The organism is Streptomyces sp. NPDC001822 (genome assembly GCF_042892135.1).
Lineage (GTDB): Bacteria > Actinomycetota > Actinomycetes > Streptomycetales > Streptomycetaceae > Streptomyces.
In genome coordinates this window covers 62,506-81,684 of sequence record NZ_JBIATW010000020.1, presented here as the reverse complement: position 1 = coordinate 81,684, position 19,179 = coordinate 62,506, and the positions used below count along the sequence as shown (strand labels likewise).

The 19,179-nt window shown below is 67.9% G+C and carries 15 protein-coding genes; 10 read left to right on the top strand and 5 right to left on the bottom strand.

What is annotated here, in order from left to right:
• The first annotated feature begins 129 nt into the window (after positions 1–129).
• A complete protein-coding gene (locus ACFYY2_RS32005) occupies positions 130–1,392 on the top strand; it encodes an MFS transporter (protein ID WP_388749575.1) in 1,263 nt (420 codons plus the stop codon).
• Positions 1,393–1,871: 479 nt separating this feature from the next.
• On the opposite strand, the gene ACFYY2_RS32000 is transcribed toward ACFYY2_RS32005, so the two are convergent.
• Positions 1,872–2,045 carry a hypothetical protein gene (locus tag ACFYY2_RS32000; protein WP_388749521.1) on the bottom strand — a complete coding sequence of 58 codons (174 nt, stop codon included), beginning with the start codon at positions 2,043–2,045 and terminating at the stop codon, positions 1,872–1,874.
• A gap of 572 nt (positions 2,046–2,617) precedes the next feature.
• Here ACFYY2_RS32000 and ACFYY2_RS31995 point away from each other — a divergent pair.
• The 3 genes from ACFYY2_RS31995 (at position 2,618) to ACFYY2_RS31985 (ending at position 5,679) form a co-directional block, all read left to right on the top strand.
• Positions 2,618–2,845 carry a hypothetical protein gene (locus tag ACFYY2_RS31995; RefSeq protein ID WP_388749519.1) on the top strand — a complete coding sequence of 76 codons (228 nt, stop codon included), beginning with the start codon at positions 2,618–2,620 and terminating at the stop codon, positions 2,843–2,845.
• A 209-nt stretch (positions 2,846–3,054) separates the two neighbouring features.
• Positions 3,055–3,909, top strand: a complete 855-nt coding sequence (locus ACFYY2_RS31990) for a hypothetical protein (RefSeq protein WP_388749517.1) — start codon at positions 3,055–3,057, stop codon at positions 3,907–3,909.
• Between the two features lie 1,071 nt (positions 3,910–4,980).
• Positions 4,981–5,679 (top strand): HemK2/MTQ2 family protein methyltransferase, encoded by a 699-nt coding sequence (locus ACFYY2_RS31985; protein WP_388749515.1) that lies wholly within the window; start codon positions 4,981–4,983, stop codon positions 5,677–5,679.
• A 1,507-nt stretch (positions 5,680–7,186) separates the two neighbouring features.
• Here the strand turns inward: ACFYY2_RS31985 and ACFYY2_RS31980 are convergent.
• The gene (locus tag ACFYY2_RS31980) at positions 7,187–7,567 is read right to left on the bottom strand and encodes a chaplin (RefSeq protein WP_388749513.1); all 381 of its coding nucleotides are present in this window, start codon (positions 7,565–7,567) and stop codon (positions 7,187–7,189) included.
• Positions 7,568–8,652: 1,085 nt separating this feature from the next.
• On the opposite strand from ACFYY2_RS31980, the gene ACFYY2_RS31975 reads away from it, so the two are divergent.
• From ACFYY2_RS31975 to ACFYY2_RS31955, 5 genes are all read left to right on the top strand, one after another.
• The gene (locus ACFYY2_RS31975) at positions 8,653–9,255 is read left to right on the top strand and encodes a hypothetical protein (RefSeq protein WP_388749511.1); all 603 of its coding nucleotides are present in this window, start codon (positions 8,653–8,655) and stop codon (positions 9,253–9,255) included.
• 109 nt (positions 9,256–9,364) lie between these two features.
• A complete protein-coding gene (locus tag ACFYY2_RS31970) occupies positions 9,365–10,051 on the top strand; it encodes a class F sortase (protein WP_388749509.1) in 687 nt (228 codons plus the stop codon).
• Between the two features lie 405 nt (positions 10,052–10,456).
• The gene (locus ACFYY2_RS31965) at positions 10,457–11,365 is read left to right on the top strand and encodes a DUF4394 domain-containing protein (RefSeq protein ID WP_388749507.1); all 909 of its coding nucleotides are present in this window, start codon (positions 10,457–10,459) and stop codon (positions 11,363–11,365) included.
• Positions 11,366–11,743: 378 nt separating this feature from the next.
• Entirely contained in the window at positions 11,744–12,325 is a 582-nt protein-coding gene (gene sigK / locus ACFYY2_RS31960; RefSeq protein ID WP_388749505.1) for an ECF RNA polymerase sigma factor SigK, read from the top strand.
• 221 nt (positions 12,326–12,546) lie between these two features.
• A complete protein-coding gene (locus tag ACFYY2_RS31955; RefSeq protein ID WP_388749503.1) occupies positions 12,547–13,455 on the top strand; it encodes a response regulator transcription factor in 909 nt (302 codons plus the stop codon).
• Between the two features lie 590 nt (positions 13,456–14,045).
• On the opposite strand, the gene ACFYY2_RS31950 is transcribed toward ACFYY2_RS31955, so the two are convergent.
• Positions 14,046–14,804 (bottom strand): aminoglycoside phosphotransferase family protein, encoded by a 759-nt coding sequence (locus ACFYY2_RS31950; RefSeq protein ID WP_388749573.1) that lies wholly within the window; start codon positions 14,802–14,804, stop codon positions 14,046–14,048.
• 766 nt (positions 14,805–15,570) lie between these two features.
• On the opposite strand from ACFYY2_RS31950, the gene ACFYY2_RS31945 reads away from it, so the two are divergent.
• Positions 15,571–15,891 carry an STAS domain-containing protein gene (locus tag ACFYY2_RS31945; protein ID WP_388749501.1) on the top strand — a complete coding sequence of 107 codons (321 nt, stop codon included), beginning with the start codon at positions 15,571–15,573 and terminating at the stop codon, positions 15,889–15,891.
• A gap of 992 nt (positions 15,892–16,883) precedes the next feature.
• Here the strand turns inward: ACFYY2_RS31945 and ACFYY2_RS31940 are convergent.
• Together ACFYY2_RS31940 and ACFYY2_RS31935 are read right to left on the bottom strand one after the other, a co-directional pair.
• A complete protein-coding gene (locus ACFYY2_RS31940; protein WP_388749499.1) occupies positions 16,884–17,765 on the bottom strand; it encodes a replication-relaxation family protein in 882 nt (293 codons plus the stop codon).
• A 703-nt stretch (positions 17,766–18,468) separates the two neighbouring features.
• On the bottom strand, positions 18,469–19,098 hold the full coding sequence (locus ACFYY2_RS31935) for a TetR/AcrR family transcriptional regulator (protein ID WP_388749497.1): 630 nt from the start codon (positions 19,096–19,098) through the stop codon (positions 18,469–18,471).
• Positions 19,099–19,179 lie beyond the last annotated feature (81 nt).

Here is a 19,179-nt window from a genome sequence, read left to right as displayed (position 1 = left end):
CTGGAGGAGGCGGGTCAGTTCCCGCTACGGGCACGGCCTGCCTTCGCCCTGGTGCTTGCGGACAGAATGCTTTTCATGCGCTGGGCGGGGGTGCGCGTGGGTCTTCGTGGCGGTGGAAGGGGCAAGGGGATGGGCTGGGGCGGGGGGCGGGTCTTACGCGACCGCAATGTGGTGCTCTACCTGAGCGGTGTGGTGGTTTCGGGCTTCGGTAGCTCGGCTATGGCCCTGACAGCCGGTGTGTGGACCAAATCGCTCACCGGATCGGACAGTCTGGCTGCCCTGACGACCTTCTGCGTATGGGCACCCATTCTGTTCGGCCCGCTGATCGGCACACTGGCCGACCGGGCGCGCCGGCGGCCGTTGCTGATCTGGACCAATCTCGGCATGGCCGCTGTGCTGCTGCCGCTTCTAGCCGTGCGTTCCAGCGACCGGATCTGGATTCTGTTTGCTGTACTGATCGTGTACGGCACCAGCTCGGTGCTGCTGGATGCGGCGGAGGCCGCACTGGTAGCGACCGCTGTACCGGAGACACTGCGCGGCGACTTCAACGGCCTGCGGATGACGGCGAACGAGGGCATGAAACTGGTCGCCCCGCTTCTGGGCGCGCTTCTGTTCGTTCAGTTCGGCGGCACCGCAGTGGCCCTGCTGGACGCGGTCACCTTCGTGCTTGCCGCGATAGCTTTCGCCCTCATACGCGTGTCGGAACCCGCGCCCCGCCCGGCTGAAGTCCAACGATGGAGCGCCCAGGCCGCCGAGGGAATCCGATATCTGCGACACCACCCGGTTCTGTGGCGGCTGGTGCTGGCCGGGGCCGCGACCATGGGCGTGGCCGGGCTGAACGGAGCGTCGGTCTATGCGGTGGTCGATACCGGTCTTCACCGTTCGCCCGCCTTCGCTGGGGTCCTCTACGCCGCGCAGGGCATCGGCTCCGTGGTCATCGGGCTGTTCGCCGGTGCTCTGCTGCGGCGGATGCCCGAACGGGTCTTCGCCGCAGCCGGGATCATGCTGTTCGCAGTGGGCGTCGCCCTGCGCGTCATCCCCTCGGAGCCAGTTGTTCTGCTTGCCAGCGCGATGATCGGCGCGGGGCTGCCCTGCGTGCTGATCGCAGCTCTGACGGCCGTCCAACGCGAGTCCCCGGACAATCTTCTGGGCAGAGTGGCGGCCACCGCCAACACCCTCCTCTATGCCCCCAATGCCGTTGCCCTGGCTGCCGGAGCGGGTCTGCTTGTGCTCGTGGACTACCGCGTCCTGCTACTCGTTGCCGGGGCCGCAGCAGCCACCGCCGCGATCGGCTGCCTCCTTGGTAGCAGTGGGCGGACACCGGTAGCAGCCCCCGACCTCGGAGAATCAGATCGCGTCGAGGACCGGGACAGCGATGACGTCACCAGCTGACGGGTGTCGACAGCTTTCTCGGCGAGGCTGGTGGTGGGAAACGATCTCTGACCATCTGGGAAGCGATCTTCGGGCTGCTTCTTCGATGCTGGTCAGACCCACTCGTGAACACCCCTGATCCCGGAGCAGCAGAATCGGGGCGTCGGCACAGCCGCGATACGGGAGGGCAAAGGCTCATGGGGGTGCAGGACGTGTGGGTACGGGCGCAGAGCATCGTCTCCGGCAGCCGGACCGGGCGGGCGGACACGATCGTGCAGGTCAAGTGGGGGCGTCAGTCCTCCCAGTAGCTCACGCTCATCGTCAAGGGCGGCGGAGGGGTCCACCACCAGGTGCGTCCCTACGGATCGGGCGCAGAGCCGCTCACGGAGGAGAACGGCACCGCGCTGGCCGACGGTCTGCTGTCCGCCATGGCCAAGCTCGCCGACACGATGCACACCCGCCCCCTTGACCGAAACATAGGGGCACCCCCCGGGCAGGGCTCAGTGGCGGAAGCGATCCTTCGCACCCTCCTTGGTCGCCCGGGCCTTCCCCCGTGCCTCCAGAGCGGCCCCCTTGACTGCGGTGGTGTTCTTACCCATCGCGTAGGCCAACTTCCTCACAGCCTTCCCGACAACCTGCTCGGTCGTGGCCTTCGCCTTCTCTCCGGCGCTCATGTCAGCCCTTTCGCCGATGCTCTGCGATACGCCTGCCCCGTTGACGGGTAGATGCGTGTGTCGTGAGATCACTAACCTGGCCTTGCGGCGAGCCGCTGGACCGGCGACCCCGCTCGAAATGATCTTGATCCCCGTCCCGCCGCCCTTGCATAGCCGTTCAACGTCCTTCCCCGCGGCACAAACGGTCGCTCCCCTCGAAACCTTGCGTCCTCACCCGCAGGGTTTCGATGCCGTACGGCGACTGGTCGTCGCCAAACTTGTAGGCAAAATGTACTATTTATAACCATACTAAATATATCGAATACAATTCGAATAAGAGGTGCAGGATTTCTCGTCGAAGGGCCACTCGCTCTCCGCCGACGGCATCACTAAAGATCGTTTTGACGGCATCACGATGTGACCGTGCGGTGCGGAAGACGTGGGCTTCGCTCCGGAGCCGATGACGGTCTGGAACAGAAGACGAGATCACGGTTGGCGACGCGAAGCCGGCCCCATCAGGAGGACGAATGGGGAAGAGCGGCAGCCGGTCCGGTGGAAGGGAGTGGACCGCTGCTTGAGCGAAGGAGCATGTGATGAGTAGAGCTATGGTCGGCTTGATGGCCGGAATGGCGCTGGGTTTCGCCGCGTACTTCGGAGATTTCTGGGCGTTCCTGCTCGTGCTGGGGCTTGGTGTCGTCGGTCTTGTGGTCGGGCGTTTGCTGGAAGGCGATTACGGACCGGGGGACTTCGTCCGCCGCCGAGACCGACAGGAGCGGATCCGCGACGACCGCCGACGGACGCGGGGAGACTGGCGGTCCTGACCCAGAAAGTTCCCCAGCGAGGGCGCGTGCGATCAGTTGAATAGAGGTGATCGTCACCGGCAGCGTTGTGGGTCCGGAGCGAGCGACTGGGGGTCGCGGGCCATCACTGCGTGGCGTGGCCTACGCAGCGGGCGTAGCGTGGGGCGGGGGCGAGATACGGCACGCGGGGGTCTGCGTGCAGCAATCCGATTCCGCCGGGAGGTCACGGCATGGGACGGGGTATCCGCAACACCATTGGACTGATCTTGGCGGTCATCGGCGCTGCTGCAGCGCTCTGGGCGCCCTTCCGTAGTTGGTACAGCGGTCGGCTGGGTGAGGACTTCCGGGTCGGGGAACTCTTTACCGGAGCCGGGGTGACGGACGCCGGCGCGGGCCTGTTCGCGTCCATGTTCTTGCCTCTCCTGGTCGCCGCGGTCCTCACGCTTCTCGGCGTGGTGTTCCGATCGAGATTGCTGGTTCTTGTCGCCGGAGTCATCACCCTCGGGTTCGCCATCCTGTGGATGATCCGACAGGGTCAGGCACAGGGCGGCCTGACTGTCTCCGGGGAGAGCAACGGGCTCGGCATCGGAATAGGACTCGCCCTTCTCGGCGGTGTCCTGATGCTGATCGGATCGGCCATCATGGAGGGCCGCGAGCGCCGGGCCGTTCGTCAGGAGCGCCACGGGCAACAACAGCAGGAGCGCGACGCGGTGTACGACGACGACCGGGATCGCCGCGGCGTCGAGGCCGATCGCCCATATGGCGTGGCGGCCCGGGACCGGAGCATGCCTGACTCAACTGGGCGGGGCAACGCCGAGGATATGCGGCCCGTGGACACGTCCTCTGCCGGACAAGACACAACTGGCACGGGCACGCCGCGGGGGTTTGCCCGGAAACCGCAGCAGCAATCATCGGCGCCGCTCGGCCGGCCGGTCCCGGCCAGGGAGGCGGACGGCGAAGCTCGCGGGCACGGTGATCGCGACCGCACCCAGTACGAGGAGAATGACGATGCCAGGGGCGGCTCCCACCCCGCCGACGAGCACCGCTCGGGCCGAGGGTCCACGTACCGCGGGGACCAGTTCTGAGGGTTGCCGGTCCCGGCCGGAATTTAGGCAGAGGGCCTGCGCGAGGTCGGAGGGACTGGTGCCAGTCCCTCGAGGCGGGGAGCCGCACGCGGACTCCTTAGCCCTGGACGAGGTCGGTGCATCCTGCTTTCCGGCTGCGGGACGGGACGCACGACTCGCCCACTACGGCCGTGCTGGGCATCGCCCGCAGCATCATCCGCTTCATCAAGAACGTCATCCCCGACCCGATGACCACTGAGACACCCACGCCACCCTGGAGACCATGCGCGACGGACAATTGGAGTGTGCCCGCACCGTGCAGTTCATGACCGCGCGCCTGCAGCCACTCCGATGCGTGGCGAACACGCGGTCAGCACCGTGGAGTTGTAGCGGTTGTCCCTGCCCCGCGACCCCGGCGATGTCGCCCACTTCCTGCGCACCCGCATCCTGCACCCCGGCTCCGAGGTTTAGCTGAGCGGCTACAACGCCCTGCACACATGGGTGCAGGAAACCGGCGACGCCCAGGTACCGCAGACGGAGTCGCGGAACGCGAGAACGGCATCGCGTATGCACTGAACTCATGGGTCAGCGAGCAACGCCGCGCCTGCCGGCTCGGCACGCTCAGGGCACTGGCAACGCCACTACGCAACCGCCCGCATCCGGCCCCACAACACGATGGTCCGTGCCCACCGGGGGGTGGTGGACACGGACCATCGTGTTCGGTTCATGAGCGGAACCACTTTCAGGCTGCGCGCCCCAGGCGGTCTCCGCAACTGGTGCTGCCGCCGGTGGTGTGGTGAGGTGCCGGATCGGAAACTCACCACGTTTCCGTGCGGGACGAGGGGCTGGTCAGCCCACGGTTTCAAATTCCGGCCCATGTTCAAGCCCCGGCGCCGATGGGGTGGCACAGCGGTCTTTCACATTCCCGACTCACCCGCCTGAGCCTCACCGCTTGTGAGACACGCTCAAACGCCCTGGTTTTCGGGGTGGTCGCATCGGTCAACGGGAAACCTGCTCATCGACGAGGCTCCAGTGGCATGTTGCCCGTGTGCGGTAAAAGTGGTGAGGGGTCATTGAAAGGGTGGCGCAAGCATGCGGGTCACTGCAGCGGCGAGGACTGAGGCCTGGGCACGGCCCAGCAGAGTTCTGAGACTGCCCGGTGTCTACCGGGCGCAGGCAGATAGTTCTTTCCTCGCGGCCGCTATGCGACGTGAGGGCATCGGGTCGGGCATGGAGGTGCTGGATCTGTGCACGGGCAGCGGGTCCGTGGCTCTGCACGCAGCCCGTCTCGGTGCGCAGGTCACCGCGGTAGATATCAGCCGCCGGGCGGTGATCTCCGCTCGTGTGAACGCTTCGGTCGCCGGGCTCCAGGTCGCCGTTCGAAGAGGCGACCTTTTCTCGGCGTATCCCGGCCGTCGCTTCGACGCTGTCGTCAGCAACCCGCCCTACGTTCCCTCACCTGATCCGCGAGTACCTCGGCGGGGGGCGAGCAGAGCGTGGAACGCGGGCTGCGACGGCCGTGCTCTGCTTGACCGGATTTGCGATGCCGCCCCGGCTGCCCTCCGGCCTGGAGGCCTTCTGCTGCTGGTGCACTCGGAACTCAACCGCCCTGAGGAGACTGTGCGTCAACTTGTCATGGGTGGGCTGAAGGCTTCAGTCATCGACCATGCCTCCGTCCCCTTCGGGCCGATTATGCGGACACGGATGAACTGGTTGAAGGAACGGGGCCTGGTCTCTGCAGCCGAGCGTAGGCGTGAAAGGCTCGTCATCATCCGTGCAGACAAGCTCTGAGCTCGTCTTCGCTGGAGCAGGGCGCCACCGGGAGGTCGCCGGGTGGCCCCGTGATGCCGACTACTCCAGTTCCGGGGGCGCCGAAGAGTAGCGAACACCCGCGCGGAAACGATTGCCCGATGACAACTGATGAACCCCCACACCCGGTCCACGGTGTGCTCGTGCTCTCCCCCACCGGTGAGCTCGACATGGACTCCCTGCTGCCGTGGAGGCTGAAATTCGATGCTGCTGTCGCTCAGCACGCCGGCGTCGTCCTGGATGCAAGCAGCATCACCTTCGGCGACTCCACGTTCCTCAGGCGCGCCATCTGCCGCCGCACCGACCTGCGCATCACTACGTCGTCGCCCGCCATCAGCCGACTGTTCCGCAGCATCGGCAGCTGCGGATCTGCCCCACCCTCAACCACACCTCAGAGGTCCAGAAACATCAGAAAACGTCCTGGCGCGGCACCATTACAAAATCGGCGCGGGGCGGGAAAGTGGGAGCCAGCTGTGCCAATCCTTTCGTCCCTGGCGCAGTCCTCCGCGGTCTCTCCGGGCGGTGTTCGCACCACTGCCCGGAAGCCGCGGTGGCCGTGGCAGGCCAGGGAATGACCGGCGAAGTCACTCCCTGACCTGCCATCTGGCCCGCCCTGAACGCACCCGGCAGGCCGGGGAAGAACCCCTTCACTGAGGTACGTCCCATCGACCTGCCGTGGCGGCTACAGGGGAAGTGGTCTGGAACACCGGTCCGGTAGCCATGAGCTGACGCCGTTCCTGACCGCACGGCGCAGCTCTGGTTCAAATCTCGCACTCTCGCTGGGAGGTGCTTCGGTGCCACGCGGGAAGGTGGGCCGGGATCACCTCATCGGCTGCCCGCGGTCCGCGCAGGAAGCCGACGACTTCCTCTTGGCGCCTCTTCCTGGCCTTCTGCTTCTTCGGCGGGGTAGGCGTGTCGTGCCCGGATGGCAGGACCGCAAGTGGGACATACTGTCGGCAACCGCCATTTACTCGGTTGGCAGAGACCAGCGTGGTGCGGTGTTCGCCCCACGGCCCGCGCCCGCTGTACCGGCCGGCGGCCTCGAAGCCTGCCCGGCCACTGAGGCTGCCGGACCGGCGGGTCTTGTTGGTCCCCCTTCCGGCCCGGCAGCCTCCCGCCGCAACGAACGAGGCCGTGGCGTCGTTGACCTGGTCGTGGGTGGGTACACCTGTGCGCCCCGACGATGAACGGGTGGACCGACGGCCGGCTCGTGACGGAAGCCGGATAGACGGTCCATCGCCGCATCGTCGGGGCCGTGCCCAATGAGAAACAGCTCTCAGCATGGACGTGGTGATCTGGCTGTCCGGCATTCTCGACCCTGTGGCGGAGCCGAAACGCCGCACAGGGCGGCGACTGCCTGTCGGCTGATCAGGCGCCCGCAAGTAGGTGCACGGTACGGACGCCCTGTGAGGCATTAGCGTTCCGCCGCCCGCCCGGCTGAGCCCCGAGCAGCCCAGCCGGAGGGGAAAGGGACCTCGGCAGGTGCTACTTACTTGTCGCCCTCGGAGTAGCCGTAGTCGTCACCCTTGTCGTCCTCGTGGCCCTTGCCGTCGTCGTGGCCCTTGCCGTCGTCGTAGCCGTCGTGGCCCTTGCCGTCGTCGTGGCCCTTGCCGGCGTCGTAGCGGTCGTAGCCGCCGTTGATGCAGGTGTTCCCGAAGGTCGGGTTCAGCAGACCGATGACGTTCACGGAGTTGCCGCACGCGTTGATCGGCACGTGGATCGGGACCTGGACGACGTTGCCGGACAGAACGCCCGGGGAGCCGTAGGCAAACCCCTGCGCGCCGGCGTCGGCACTGGCCGCGCCCGCGCCTGCGAACACCAGGGCGCCTGCGGCAGCGGTCAGAACTGCCGCGCTTCCGAACTTGAACATGAAGTCTCCCGCAAAAGGTGAGTGCCGCCGCCTAGATGCGACAGCCTTCTTTCACCATGCGGTTTCATCTCCCTCGAGCCCATCGACGCGCCCACCCATCGCCACGAGTCCCCTGAACGGCCTCGCTCAAAACGTGGTTGGACGAAGCCAGGCGTGTATGCCGCAGCCCACGGCATCGTCACAGCGGGGAGGCAGAGACTGCTCCGCAGGCACAGTGGCGTCCTGAACCACGGAGAGCGGCAGCAGTGCTTCCCAGCCGTGCAGCCTTATGGCGATAAACGCCGTCCCATCGCTGCGGACCTCCAGGCCCCGGACGTCGGTGGGCTCCCAGCCAGTGCCGTTGTCATCCATGCCTCATACTGACGCCCGGATCGCCCACGTCGGCCGTGACACGGCCGCGACCCTCTCCAGCCCAAGCGCGCAGCAACGAAATGAATGTCGGCCGTGCATTTGGCGCATGGGCCGAGCAGGAGTTGCACCTTCTGCATGCTGTGAGCGGGCTCCGGCCTCTGCGCAAGTTCGAAGCAGTGGTCAAGACTCTGGCACCACGCCTGGGCCGGTGCGGCAAAACCAGACCTGGAGTCCCGCGCGCCTCTCCGCCACGGGGCCGATCGGAGTGAGAAGGTGACGTCAGTTACCACCCAGTCCTGCCTACCGCTGGACAGTGCTGACAAGCTGCGACCTCCGGGACGGGAACCCTTTCACCTCCCGGAAGTCGCGGCAGCACAAAGAGGTCGGCGACGACCGCCCTCACCCGGCTCATTCGCCTGACACGCCCCGACACCGCGGGCAGGACGCAGGTCACGGCAGGGCTGAGCATGCCCGTGCTTGTCAGAGTGGGAAAACCCACCCCCTGCCGCCGGGATCAGCACGGTCGCGATGCCGCTCCCGCCCAAACCGTCTGCGGTGTGGAATCAAGTGTGGTCAGCCCACCGCCACTTTCCAACCGGCGTAGGCGTCTCCTCGTAAGCACCAGTCCAAGTGGCGCAGCGAATGCGGGGCACTGACGGTTGTTCACGTTGCCGTTGTGGACGCACAAGCCGACAACTCGTCAGCTGACACAGCCGCGACGAAAGGATTCAACGATGCGCTCTGCTCGCATTCTCCTCGCCACGGCCACCGCCACGGCCGCCCTCGCGATCGCCGCACCCGGCGCCTGGGCCGGCGACTCGGACAAGGACGACTCCTCGTACAGCAGCGAGCACCACGACTACGACAAGGGCGGGAAGTACGACGAGCCCCGCGGTGGGATGCACACCGGCGGCGGCGCCCTCGCGGCCGTCAACGAGGACGACTGGTCCAAGGACAAGGACGACGAGTCGAAGAAGGACGGCTACGAGAAGGACCACGACAAGGACGGGGAGTACGACGAGCCCCGCGGCGGCATGCACACCGGCGGCGGCGCCCTCGCTGCCCTGAACGAGGACGACTGGTCCAAGGACAAGGACAACGAGTCCAAGGACGACGAGTCGAAGAAGGACGGCTACGAGAAGGATCACGACAAGGATGGCTATGAGGAGTCGGGCGGCTACGGGCACGAGAAGCCCCGCGGCGGTATGGACACCGGTGGCGGCGGGGTGGCTACGTCTGCCAGCGGGATGGCGGCCGGGAGTGTGCTGCTGCTCGGCGGCCTTGGAGCCGGCGCCTACATGCTGCGCCGCCGCGGCATGAACGCCCCCACGGCCTGACCAGGACAGTGCGCGCACACATAGCGAGGTTGTGACCGCCTCCGGCTCCGAGGCGGCCACAACCTCCATGGATTACAGCGCCCACACATCAAGACTGAGAGGAGGGTTCGTGCTCCCACGGTTGCCTGGCCTGCGGAAATACTGGACCAGCCGGGTCTCCCATGGTGTCGGACTGGTACTGCTGTGGCCCGTAGCGCTCGCGGTTGTGCTGGTCAGCCTGATCACCAGCCTTTCGCCCCAGACCGTCTCGGCGCCCGCCCCGCTGCCCAGCCAGGCCCACTCCCCCGCCCTGCCACACACCTCACCGAGCCCACGACCGCCGGTGGAGCTGTCGATGCTGCGCGCGGAGCCCCTCCGTCTGCAGATTCCTCAGCTGCAGATCGACGCGCCCTTCACCGACCTCGAGATCGGCTCATCGGGGGCTCTGGACGCGCCACCCGCCGACGACGTGAACCTCGTGGGCTGGTTCGCGGATGGCCCTTCACCGGGAGAGCGCGGTACCTCAGTCGTGGCCGGCCACGTCGACACGGCCACCTCCCCCGCGGTTTTCGCCGAACTCAGCGAGCTGGACACCAACAGCCGCTTCAACATCCACCGCGACGACGGAACCACCGCCACCTTCCGCGTGGACAGCGTCGAGACCTTCCCCAAGGACGACTTCCCCAACGACCGCGTCTACAAGAACACCCCCGACGCGCAGATCCGCCTCATCACCTGCGCCGGCGACTACGACCGAAGCGCCAAGGACTACACCGAAAACCTCGTCGTCTTCGCCCACCTCGCCGCCACCTCCTAGACCTCCACGTCCGGGACCTCTACACGCTGCTGTCCACCGGAAGCGGCCGCGGCGAGGGCCACCACTGAAACGGACCTACCAGCTGAAAGGCGGCAGAGGGCCGGTCCGGTCGCCGCGTCAAAGCTGTAGTAGTGATTACCGCCTCGCAACCGTGACTCCGAGGGCACTGAACCGTTGGTCCTGACGGTGCGCGAATCCACCTCCCCGGACCCGCAGCGCCATGTGGGGCCCTACGCCGCTGCCGGCCAAGGGCCCCACGCCGTGCCCCTCAGGATGGCCTTGGTCGACAAACCCGTGGCACAGGAAACGCACGAATGCCGTCCGTAACGTGCTGTGATCGCATAATTATGTTTACGTCACAGGGTGCCTGGCGTTCGGTCCGGGCGTGGATCCCTGGAGCAGCACATGCGTACAGCCATACTCGCCCCTGCCCTGGCGCTCGCCCTGGCTGGGACCGCCGTGTCCGTGGCGGCGGCGGACGAGGACACCTCGGAGGGTCTCCGGGCCGTGGGGCTCACCGTCGACCAGCGGCTCGTCAGCTTCTCCGTCGACGCACCCTCCTCGACACGTTCGCGCGGCCAGGTACGCGGCCTCCAAGGCGACCGCAAGCTGGTCGGAATCGACTTCCGGGTCCAGAACGGCAAGCTGTACGGGGTCGGCGACAGGGGCGGCATCTACACCCTCAGCAACGACGCGAGGGCCAGGAAAGTCTCTCAGCTGACGGTGGCGTTGCAGGGCAAGGACTTCGGCGTCGACTTCAACCCGGCCGCCAACCGGCTGCGCGTCATCAGCGACACCGGCCAGAACCTGCGCCACAACATCGACGACCCCGCCGCCCCGCGCACCACCACAGTCGACGGCACACTGACCAACCCCGCAGTACCGCCGTCGACGACGCCCACCACCGCGCTCGGCGTCACCGGCGCCGCCTACACCAACAACGATCTCAACACCGCGACCGCGACGACGCTGTTCGACATCGACACCACCAACGACCGCGTCTCCCTGCAGTCCCCCGCCAACGCCGGCACCCTCGCCCCCACAGGCAGCCTCGGCGTCAACGCCGGGCCCTCCGCCGGCTTCGACATCTACTACACACCCAAAACCGGCACCAACCAAGGCTTCGCCGCCCTGAAGACCAACGGTACCTACGGCTTCTACCGCGTCAACGTCCTCAACGGCACGGCCAAGCGCCTCGGTACCTTTCCCAGCGGCCGGCAGGTCTTCGACGTCGCCCTGCCCCTGGACCAGGGCCGGCCCACACCCCGGGGTGGCATGGACACCGGCGGCGGCATGATCGGCAGCCTCAAGTAGCAGCGGATGTGACCCGGCTCGCTTGGCCGATGGCGTGAGCCTGAGGCGTAGCGCAGGGCGAGTTCGTCACGGCGGATCTGCCCTAGCCGGGCTTGGGGTCGAGGGCGGTGCGCTTCCCGGCTGCACCCCAGCACCAAGCTTGATGTGCGCCCGATGCTAGCGCCGTGCTCGCTGACGTGGTCGAGCTGGCCCGTATGCGCTACCCGACCTCTTACCGGGCGGTATCCACCGTTTGGCTGGCCATATGAAGTCCGGCCGCAGGCACGGTGTCTACATTGGTGAGGCGGCCCCAGCCTTTCGGCCGTGTGATCAGTGCCGTGCGCCGCGGCCTGGCCTGTCGCGGTGCCCGTACCGTCGAGAAGTCAGCGAGGACCCCGGGTGCGTTCCGTCGACCGCGGAGAGGACGTCCGGCACCAGCCCGACCTGGACCAGCTGATGGTCTCCGCCGCCGCGGGCAACCGGGACGACTTCGCGAAGGTGTACGACACCGTCGCCGGTCCGGTCACGGGCCTGGTGCGCCGGGTCCTGCGGGACTCCGCGCAGTCGGAGGAGGTCACCCAGGACGTGCTGCTGGAGGTGTGGCGCACCTCCAAGCGCTTCCGGCCCGAACGCGGCAGCGCGATGACGTGGATCATGACCCTGGCCCACCGGCGGGCCGTCGACCGGGTGCGCGCCTCGCAGGCGAGCCAGGACCGCGAGCGCAGAGCCGCGGCCCTGGTCACGGCCACCCCCTTCGACGAGGTGAGCGAGCAGGTGGAGGCCCGCATGGAGTGGCAGCGGGTGCGCCGCTGCATCCGCGGACTCACCGACATCCAGCGCGAGTCGGTCGTCCTCGCCTACTACGGAGGGTTCACCTACAAGGAGATCGCCCAGTTGCTCTCCGTGCCGCTGGGCACGGTCAAGACCCGCCTGCGAGACGGAATGATCCGGCTTCGCGACTGCCTGGGAGCGAGGGCGTGACCAACGGCCTGTCCCCACATCTTCTCGGGCGCCCACGCCCCGCTCCAGCACACCGTGCCGGAACAGGGGCAGGGGCCGTAACCGGCCCTTCGCTATGACCAGCAGCATCGAGCCCTACCTCCGGCGTTGCTCCAGAGCATTCCTCAGCCTGGTGCGGTAGCAATGAAGGCGCGGCCACGGATGGCCGATACGGATGTGAATGCCAAGGTGATGACACGCAGATGACTTCGCCCCCACTGTCGCCCGTCCCCGCCGGTGAGGCATCTCCCGCCCCTCCCGAAACGGCAACGCACCGCGGACGCAGTCACCCCGGGAGTTGCTGCGCTACCGGCTGTGGTGTCACCGCAGACACCGCCGCCTGCGCATGGCCCCCCGCCCGCAGCTACGTACTCGTTGTCGACGACGACCCCACAGTCGCGGAGACAGTTACGGAACACTTGACACGTGCCGGGTATGAAGTGGCACTGGCAGCGACCGGGCCGGCCGCGCTTGCTCAGTACGCCGCTCGCCGCCCGGCTCTGGCCGTCCTGGATCCTCTGCTCCCGGGCCTGGACGGATTCGAGGTCTGCCGCCTCATACGGCAGCACGGGCCACCGTTGCCTATCATCATGCTGACAGCGCTCGACACCGAAAGTGACCGCCTCCGTGGCCTCGAGGCGGGGGCCGATGACTACGTGACCAAGCCGTTCAGCCCCCGCGAACTCGTTCTGCGCGTCAATGCCGTTCTACGCCGCGTGGGAGCGGCTGCAACATCCCCGAGACGCCCCGCACTTCTCTCAACAGGGGAGCTCGTCCTCGATCCCACGGCCAGACACGCAACGCTGCGGGGCCATGCCCTGACCCTCACCGCACGAGAATTCGATCTACTGGAATTCCTCGTACGCCACCCAGGACAGGCATTCACGCGACAGGAGCTGATGTGCGGGGTCTGGGGCTGGACTTTCGGAGACCTATCGACCGTGACCGTCCATATCCGCCGCCTCCGCGGGAAGGTAGAGTCCGATCCGGCCCACCCCGAATTGATCCGCACGATCTGGGGCGTCGGCTACCGCCTCGACTCGACCACCACCATTACCCCCCGCATCGCTTCTGCCACAGAAAACCGTGGCGGGTGTCCGTCAAAGGGCTGATAGCCCTCTACGCAGGTTGACTCACGGGCCAAGCCTCGTGGCGAGCCACCGTCCCCAGCAATCGGCCCCGGTCTGGTGGAGTGATTCAAGCACCGCAACGGCGCGCGTCGCTACCCGGGTAAGGATGAGGAAGCGAAGGTTGCAGCAGGCACCCCGCCCGTCCGGCCCGCCACTGAATATCGATAACAATCACAAAGATTGGGGCACAGATGCCGCTCCCGATGGAACCCTTCCTCGACCACCTTTCCTCGGACAACCGGAATTGGGTGGAGAATCTACCCAAGGAACAGCAAGCGCAATTGTTGAGCGCCTGGCAAGAGGAGGGAGGACAGTCAGCAGGCTTGAACCCGCAAACCGCCCCATCCTACGAAAATGCCGACGCGCTGATTTCTGAATACAGGCATGGGCGCAGGAAATTTCGCCGCGACTCCTAACCTCAAAACGCGGCTGATGACATCGCTGTGAATCAAGCCGGGAATTCGCCGGCGGCAGCAGGCTCGCCGCGCGCGTCCAATGAGGTGGCGCGGCGCCTGTGCAGCCCAGGGGCCGTGTGTCGGCTGTCGACCTCGTTGGCACGGCCTGTTCCAGGGCTAGCCTTCGGCGGCGAAGTCGGCGAGGGTATCGGCGATCACTTGCGAAGGTTGGCGCACAGCGTCAGGGTTCCGCTTCCGGTAGTACGGGATCGAGATCAGCTGAAGAGAAAGGGCCCAGCCGCGTCCGCGGGCCCAGGTGTCATCACCGACACCCAGTCCGTCGCGGAAAACCCGCCGTGACTCGCCGGTGAATGCGTACCACGCGGCCAGCAGGTCGCCGGCCGGGTCGGCGGCCCGCAGCGTCGCGAAGTCGATGACTGCGGACAGCCTGCCCTTGGCCACGAGCAGGTTCCCCGGCAGCAGGTCGCCGTGGATCCACACCGGAGCGCCGCCCCAGGGTGCGGCCGCCAACGACGCTTCCCACGCCGCGAGCACCAGCCCGGTGTCGTATTCGTCCCGGAGCTCGTCCAGCGCCTCGCGGAACAGGGCATCGCGCGGTGCCAGCGCAGTGCCGCGGCTGAACGGATCCTCTGCCGGAGCCGGTGCCCCGGTCGTGTCAACCGACTGCAGGCTGCAGATGAACCCGGCAAGATCCGCCGCCGCTTGAGCGGGATCACTTAGAAGATCAAGCTGGAACGCCTCGCCGTCCAGCCACCGGTACACCCCCCAGCTGAACGGATAGCCCTCGCCGGGATTCCCGATTGCCACCGGCTCGGGAACGGCCAGTGGCAACTGAGGGGCCAAGCGCGGCAGCCAGGTTGCGTCCTGTTCCACCTGGCCTGCCGCCCATGGGGTGCGCGGCAGGCGCGCGGCCAGATCGGTGCCGCTGCCACTTGGTCACCCGAGGCTCAACCATTTTTCTCCGGCATGTGGCACCGAAGGCAAGCTGGTCCTATCCCCGCGACGGTTCGAACGCGTCATCGTCCCCAGGCTCACGGCGACGCACCACCGTCAGGATCTCGAACCCGACGGGCCCGTGCGGGCAGAACGTGCAGGGACCTGCCGGCACCACGGCGCCGCCGGTCTTTGCACAGACCTCGCGCGGTCGGAGGTTTCGTAAAGGTCACCACGGCACCGACCGGACCACGCACGTCCTGCCCAGGCGAACACGCCGCCCTGGGCCCGCCAGAGATCCAGAACCTCCAATTGCTTACGAATTAGAGGTGTCGCTGTGCGACATCCATCGGGCTTGCCCACCCAGGTGCCTCTTACAGGCAGCGGCGGGCCGACCGGGCGTGAGCCGCACGCGACTTCTCGCACCGCGCGTCCGATGAGGTGGCGTGGCGCCTCTGCCCTGCATGGCACCCCCGCGGTCCGGGCGTGGGGCTAGATGGTTGGGGTGCTGGTGTCCCGAGTGGGCCTGGGGCGCCTGCGCTGCGGTGTGTCATGGGAGACACCCGACCACGCAGGCCGGCGGGACGTCCGCGCAAGGGTTCCCCCCCGCCGGCCTGCCGTGGGCCACACGTTCAGCCGCCTCTGGGCCGACGGGGGCGTGGGGAGCGCCTGCCGACGGTTGCCGGGTGGCAAGAGTTGGGCCACGGGTCCACTGTCTGCCTGGGGTGTGAACTGGGACAATGACCGGATGACCTCTGATGCTCCCGACTGTTCCCGGGCCGGACCGCCGCCGGTGATCGCTCCCACTGGTGAATTCGACATCACCACGCTCGCGCCCCTGGAAGCCGAGATCGAGACCGCGGTCGCCTGCCACACCATCGTCGTCCTGGACGCGAACGGCATCACGTTCGCCGACTCCATGTTCCTGAAACTCATACTCGCCACCCACCACCGCACCGACCTGCGGATCGCCGCGCCCTCCACCGCCGTCAGCCGGCTGTTCAGCATCGTCGGCGCCGACACCATCCTGCGGATCTACCCCACCCTGCAGACCGCGCTCGCCGCGTAACCACTCGCGGGCCTCCCCGCCGCCGCCAGCTCAGACCCGACACGGCCCCCGCCCACCGACGGCCGACAGGGGACCTCGGGCGCGCCACCACCATCAAGTCAGCGATCGACGGCACATTGGTTCTGCTGCGTCTTCACTCGCTCTGCCGGCGTAGCGCCCCGCGGTGCCCTGGGTCGGTGCGGTGACACCACCTTCCGAGCGGCTGCGGAGGTCAGCGGCGGGCCGGCGACTGGCTGGCGAAGACAAAGCAGGCCCGCCGCCTGGCCCCACTGACAACGGCCTGCGACAGCAGCCGAAATGCGGATACGCGTCGTGCCCGCGCGTCATCGGCCCAGGCCACTGCGGCGAGCGAAAGAATGGGTGCGTGGACGCTCAGCTGCCGGACGGTAGAGCGCCCGCCTCGCTGTGGTCGCCGGGCGGCACCTCCCTCCCCCGGGGCACACAGCGCCTGGTCCGCCGACGGTCCGACTGATCGGGCGGACATCTGCCGTGGTGAGTGGTCCAGACACTCACCACGGCAGACCACCAGCACCGACCCGCCCCTCCCGCGTGCCGTGCGTTCGGTGGCCGCGCGGCCGGCTGGACCTCTCCAGCCGGGCAAGCCTGCCGCGTCATGGCTTGCCCAACGGCCCTCCGGCTTGCCCGGCAAGGTGACCGAGTGCCTTGACCGGTCATCTGCTGACCGACCGACGCCATCGGTCAAACCGCACGTCAGCAGCGTGACCGATCCATGCAACCCCCTGCCGACCGGTCACCGGTCACCGGTCATGGCCATCGGTCATCGGTCAGGCGCAGCCCTCGCCGGGAGGCTCCGGCGAGGTGACCAGGACCGACGCCGCCCGGCCCCGGCCGGGTGGGCAAGCCACCAGGCGGGGCTTGCCCAGTGTCCCCTCAGGCTTGCCCGCTCCCCCAGTGGCGGCAGTGCGCTGCGCTGAGGGGCGGCGGGGCTTCAGGAACGGGCCCGGCCTGGCCGGAAGCCGGGCCCGCTGCGCTCACCGCGGCTTGGGCAATGAGGTCAGCGCCCGCCGGTCCTCACCGTGGCCGACGACCCGCCACACGGGCCGGTCGGCCCCGTCGTGGGTGAGTCGGTGCAGGGTCGTCGTCGCCACGGTGATCCGCCAGTTCGGCCAGGCACGGTCGTGGAAGGTGGCCTCCCTCGTGTCCGGGGCCGCGCGACGCGGGGCGGGGGCGAAGACGAACAGCAGTGGTGGGAAGGGCCGCTCCAGCGACGGCCCGGCGTAAGTCTCCTGCCAGTGGCTGCGCGGGGCGCGGGCTGCGTTTCCGCGCCCGGACGCGGGGGCGCCGCGGTAAGCGTCGTAGCGCTCCAGCTTGGCGAGCAGGCGGGCGTAGGACATGGTGCGGTCGATCTCCACGAACGCGCTGGAGCCGTCGGCCAGGAGCGCCACGGCGTCGGGCAGGAGGTTCCCGGCCAGGGTGGGGTGGGGAACTTCCACCCTCCAGTCGGCGTGGTCGGCCATCTCCGCTTGGTGGAAGGCGGTGACGGTGTCGACCAGGGCGAGGCCGTGCTCGCGCAGGCCCGTCTTGCTGGCCGCGATGCGCTTGCCCGTGGTCCGGCCGGTCGTCGGCGCGAGCTCACCGGAGGCGGCGGCTTCGGCGAGACCTGCCGGGGTGCAGTACCAGTAGCTCTGCTGGGCGCGGTGGGTTCGGCCGACCAGGGCCGGGGATTCGGCGAGCAGGTTGCGCAGCGCGCGGCGGACATGGTCGGTGTCCAGCTGATGGGGCAGCAGCAGCGCCTTGAGCTGGCGGGGTGTGGCCAAGCGCAACTGGGCGAGGGTGAGCAGGACCTCGCCGCAGAGGTCCGCGCCGGCCTTCGTCGCCGCGGCCTTCCGGGCCCGGGACGCTTCTCCAGGCACATCAGTACCTGCAGAAGAGGAGTTGCAACCGGCCGGGGCAGGCGAATCGGGGGTCTGATCAGCAACAACCGTCAGTCGGCGGCTGGAAGCTGCGGGGCTGGGAGCGGGGCTCGTCGCAGGGCTCGGAGCGGGGCTCGCCGTCGCAGCGGTGTCCGCCGGGGCCGGCGGGGTGTGCGGGTCGGGTGCGGTGGTCATCGTGTCCTCGGGTTTCTCCGGCCGTACGCGGCCGGGTCGGCGGTCGTCCGGCCCGCGCGCGGATGTGCGCACGAGCCGGAGCCACCGTGAGGAAGCGCCCCTTGACCGTGGTCTGACTGCCATCGACGACAAGCGCCCGATTCCTCCTTGCCAGCCCCTTGCAGTCCGAGTTTGTCCGTGACTGTGACTGGACACGCTTGTTGGCGGATGAGCGTCGGCGTTCTGCCCAGTCGCGGGCCTTCTGGCCAAGGCGGTTGGCGGGTCCTGGCCGCAGTAGTCGGCGGGCCCCTGGCCGAAACGGCCGATTACACGGACGAATCCTGTGACGGAGCGCTTCAGTTGCCACACTGAACTTCATAGTTGGCCGCAGGGTAGCGACCGTTTCTGCGAGACAACGAAGCAACTGGCGAAGTCGATCGAGCGAATCCCGCATGATCAATTAGCCGACGCCGCGTCGAAGTCGACGTCACGGCTCACTGGCGCGCACGGGCACGGCGTGGTCCAAGGACTATCGAAGCAGGGGCATGAGGACGCCGTCGACGATCTGGGCGATGTCCTCGTCGCCGAGCGGGCGGTCGTGGATGGATCCCCAGTGGACGAGGAGGGCGATGGCGGCGGAGACCGCGATCGCGTGCCCGCCCTGTGGGTGGTCGGGTCGGGAGGGCAGGTCGCCACGCTGCATCGCCTGGTCCAGCACGCCGGCGAGGGCCTGGTGCAGGGACTCGACGTAGCGCACGCGGATGAGGCCGCACAGCTCCGGCTCCTGGCGGGCGGTGTCCAGCAGGGCCGAGACCAGGTCGACCCGGGAGGTGTCCTGGTTGCCGATGGCGCTGGCCAGGGTGGCGAGGAGTTCGTCGCGCAGGTGCCCTCTGCCGAGGATGACCGGCGCGACGTCGTCGGTGAGTCCGGCGTGGCCGAGGGCTTCCGCGGCGAGTTCGGCGCGCGAGGGCCAGCGTCGGTACACGGTCGCCTTGCCCACCCCGGCCCGCGCCGCGGCCTTGTCCATGGTCATGGCCGGGTAACCGCCCTCGGCGAGCAGCTCCGTCGCGGCGTGCAGGATCCGGGCGTCCCGGGCGGGATCGCGGGGCGGTCCGGACAGGCCGGAAGGCCGCCGCAGCTGTGCGCCGGGTTGTGGCATGGGGCTCTCCTCGCAGACTAGGACCAATTTGTTTCGAGTATGCCAGGCTGTTAACGTCGCTACATACCCGGAACATCTACG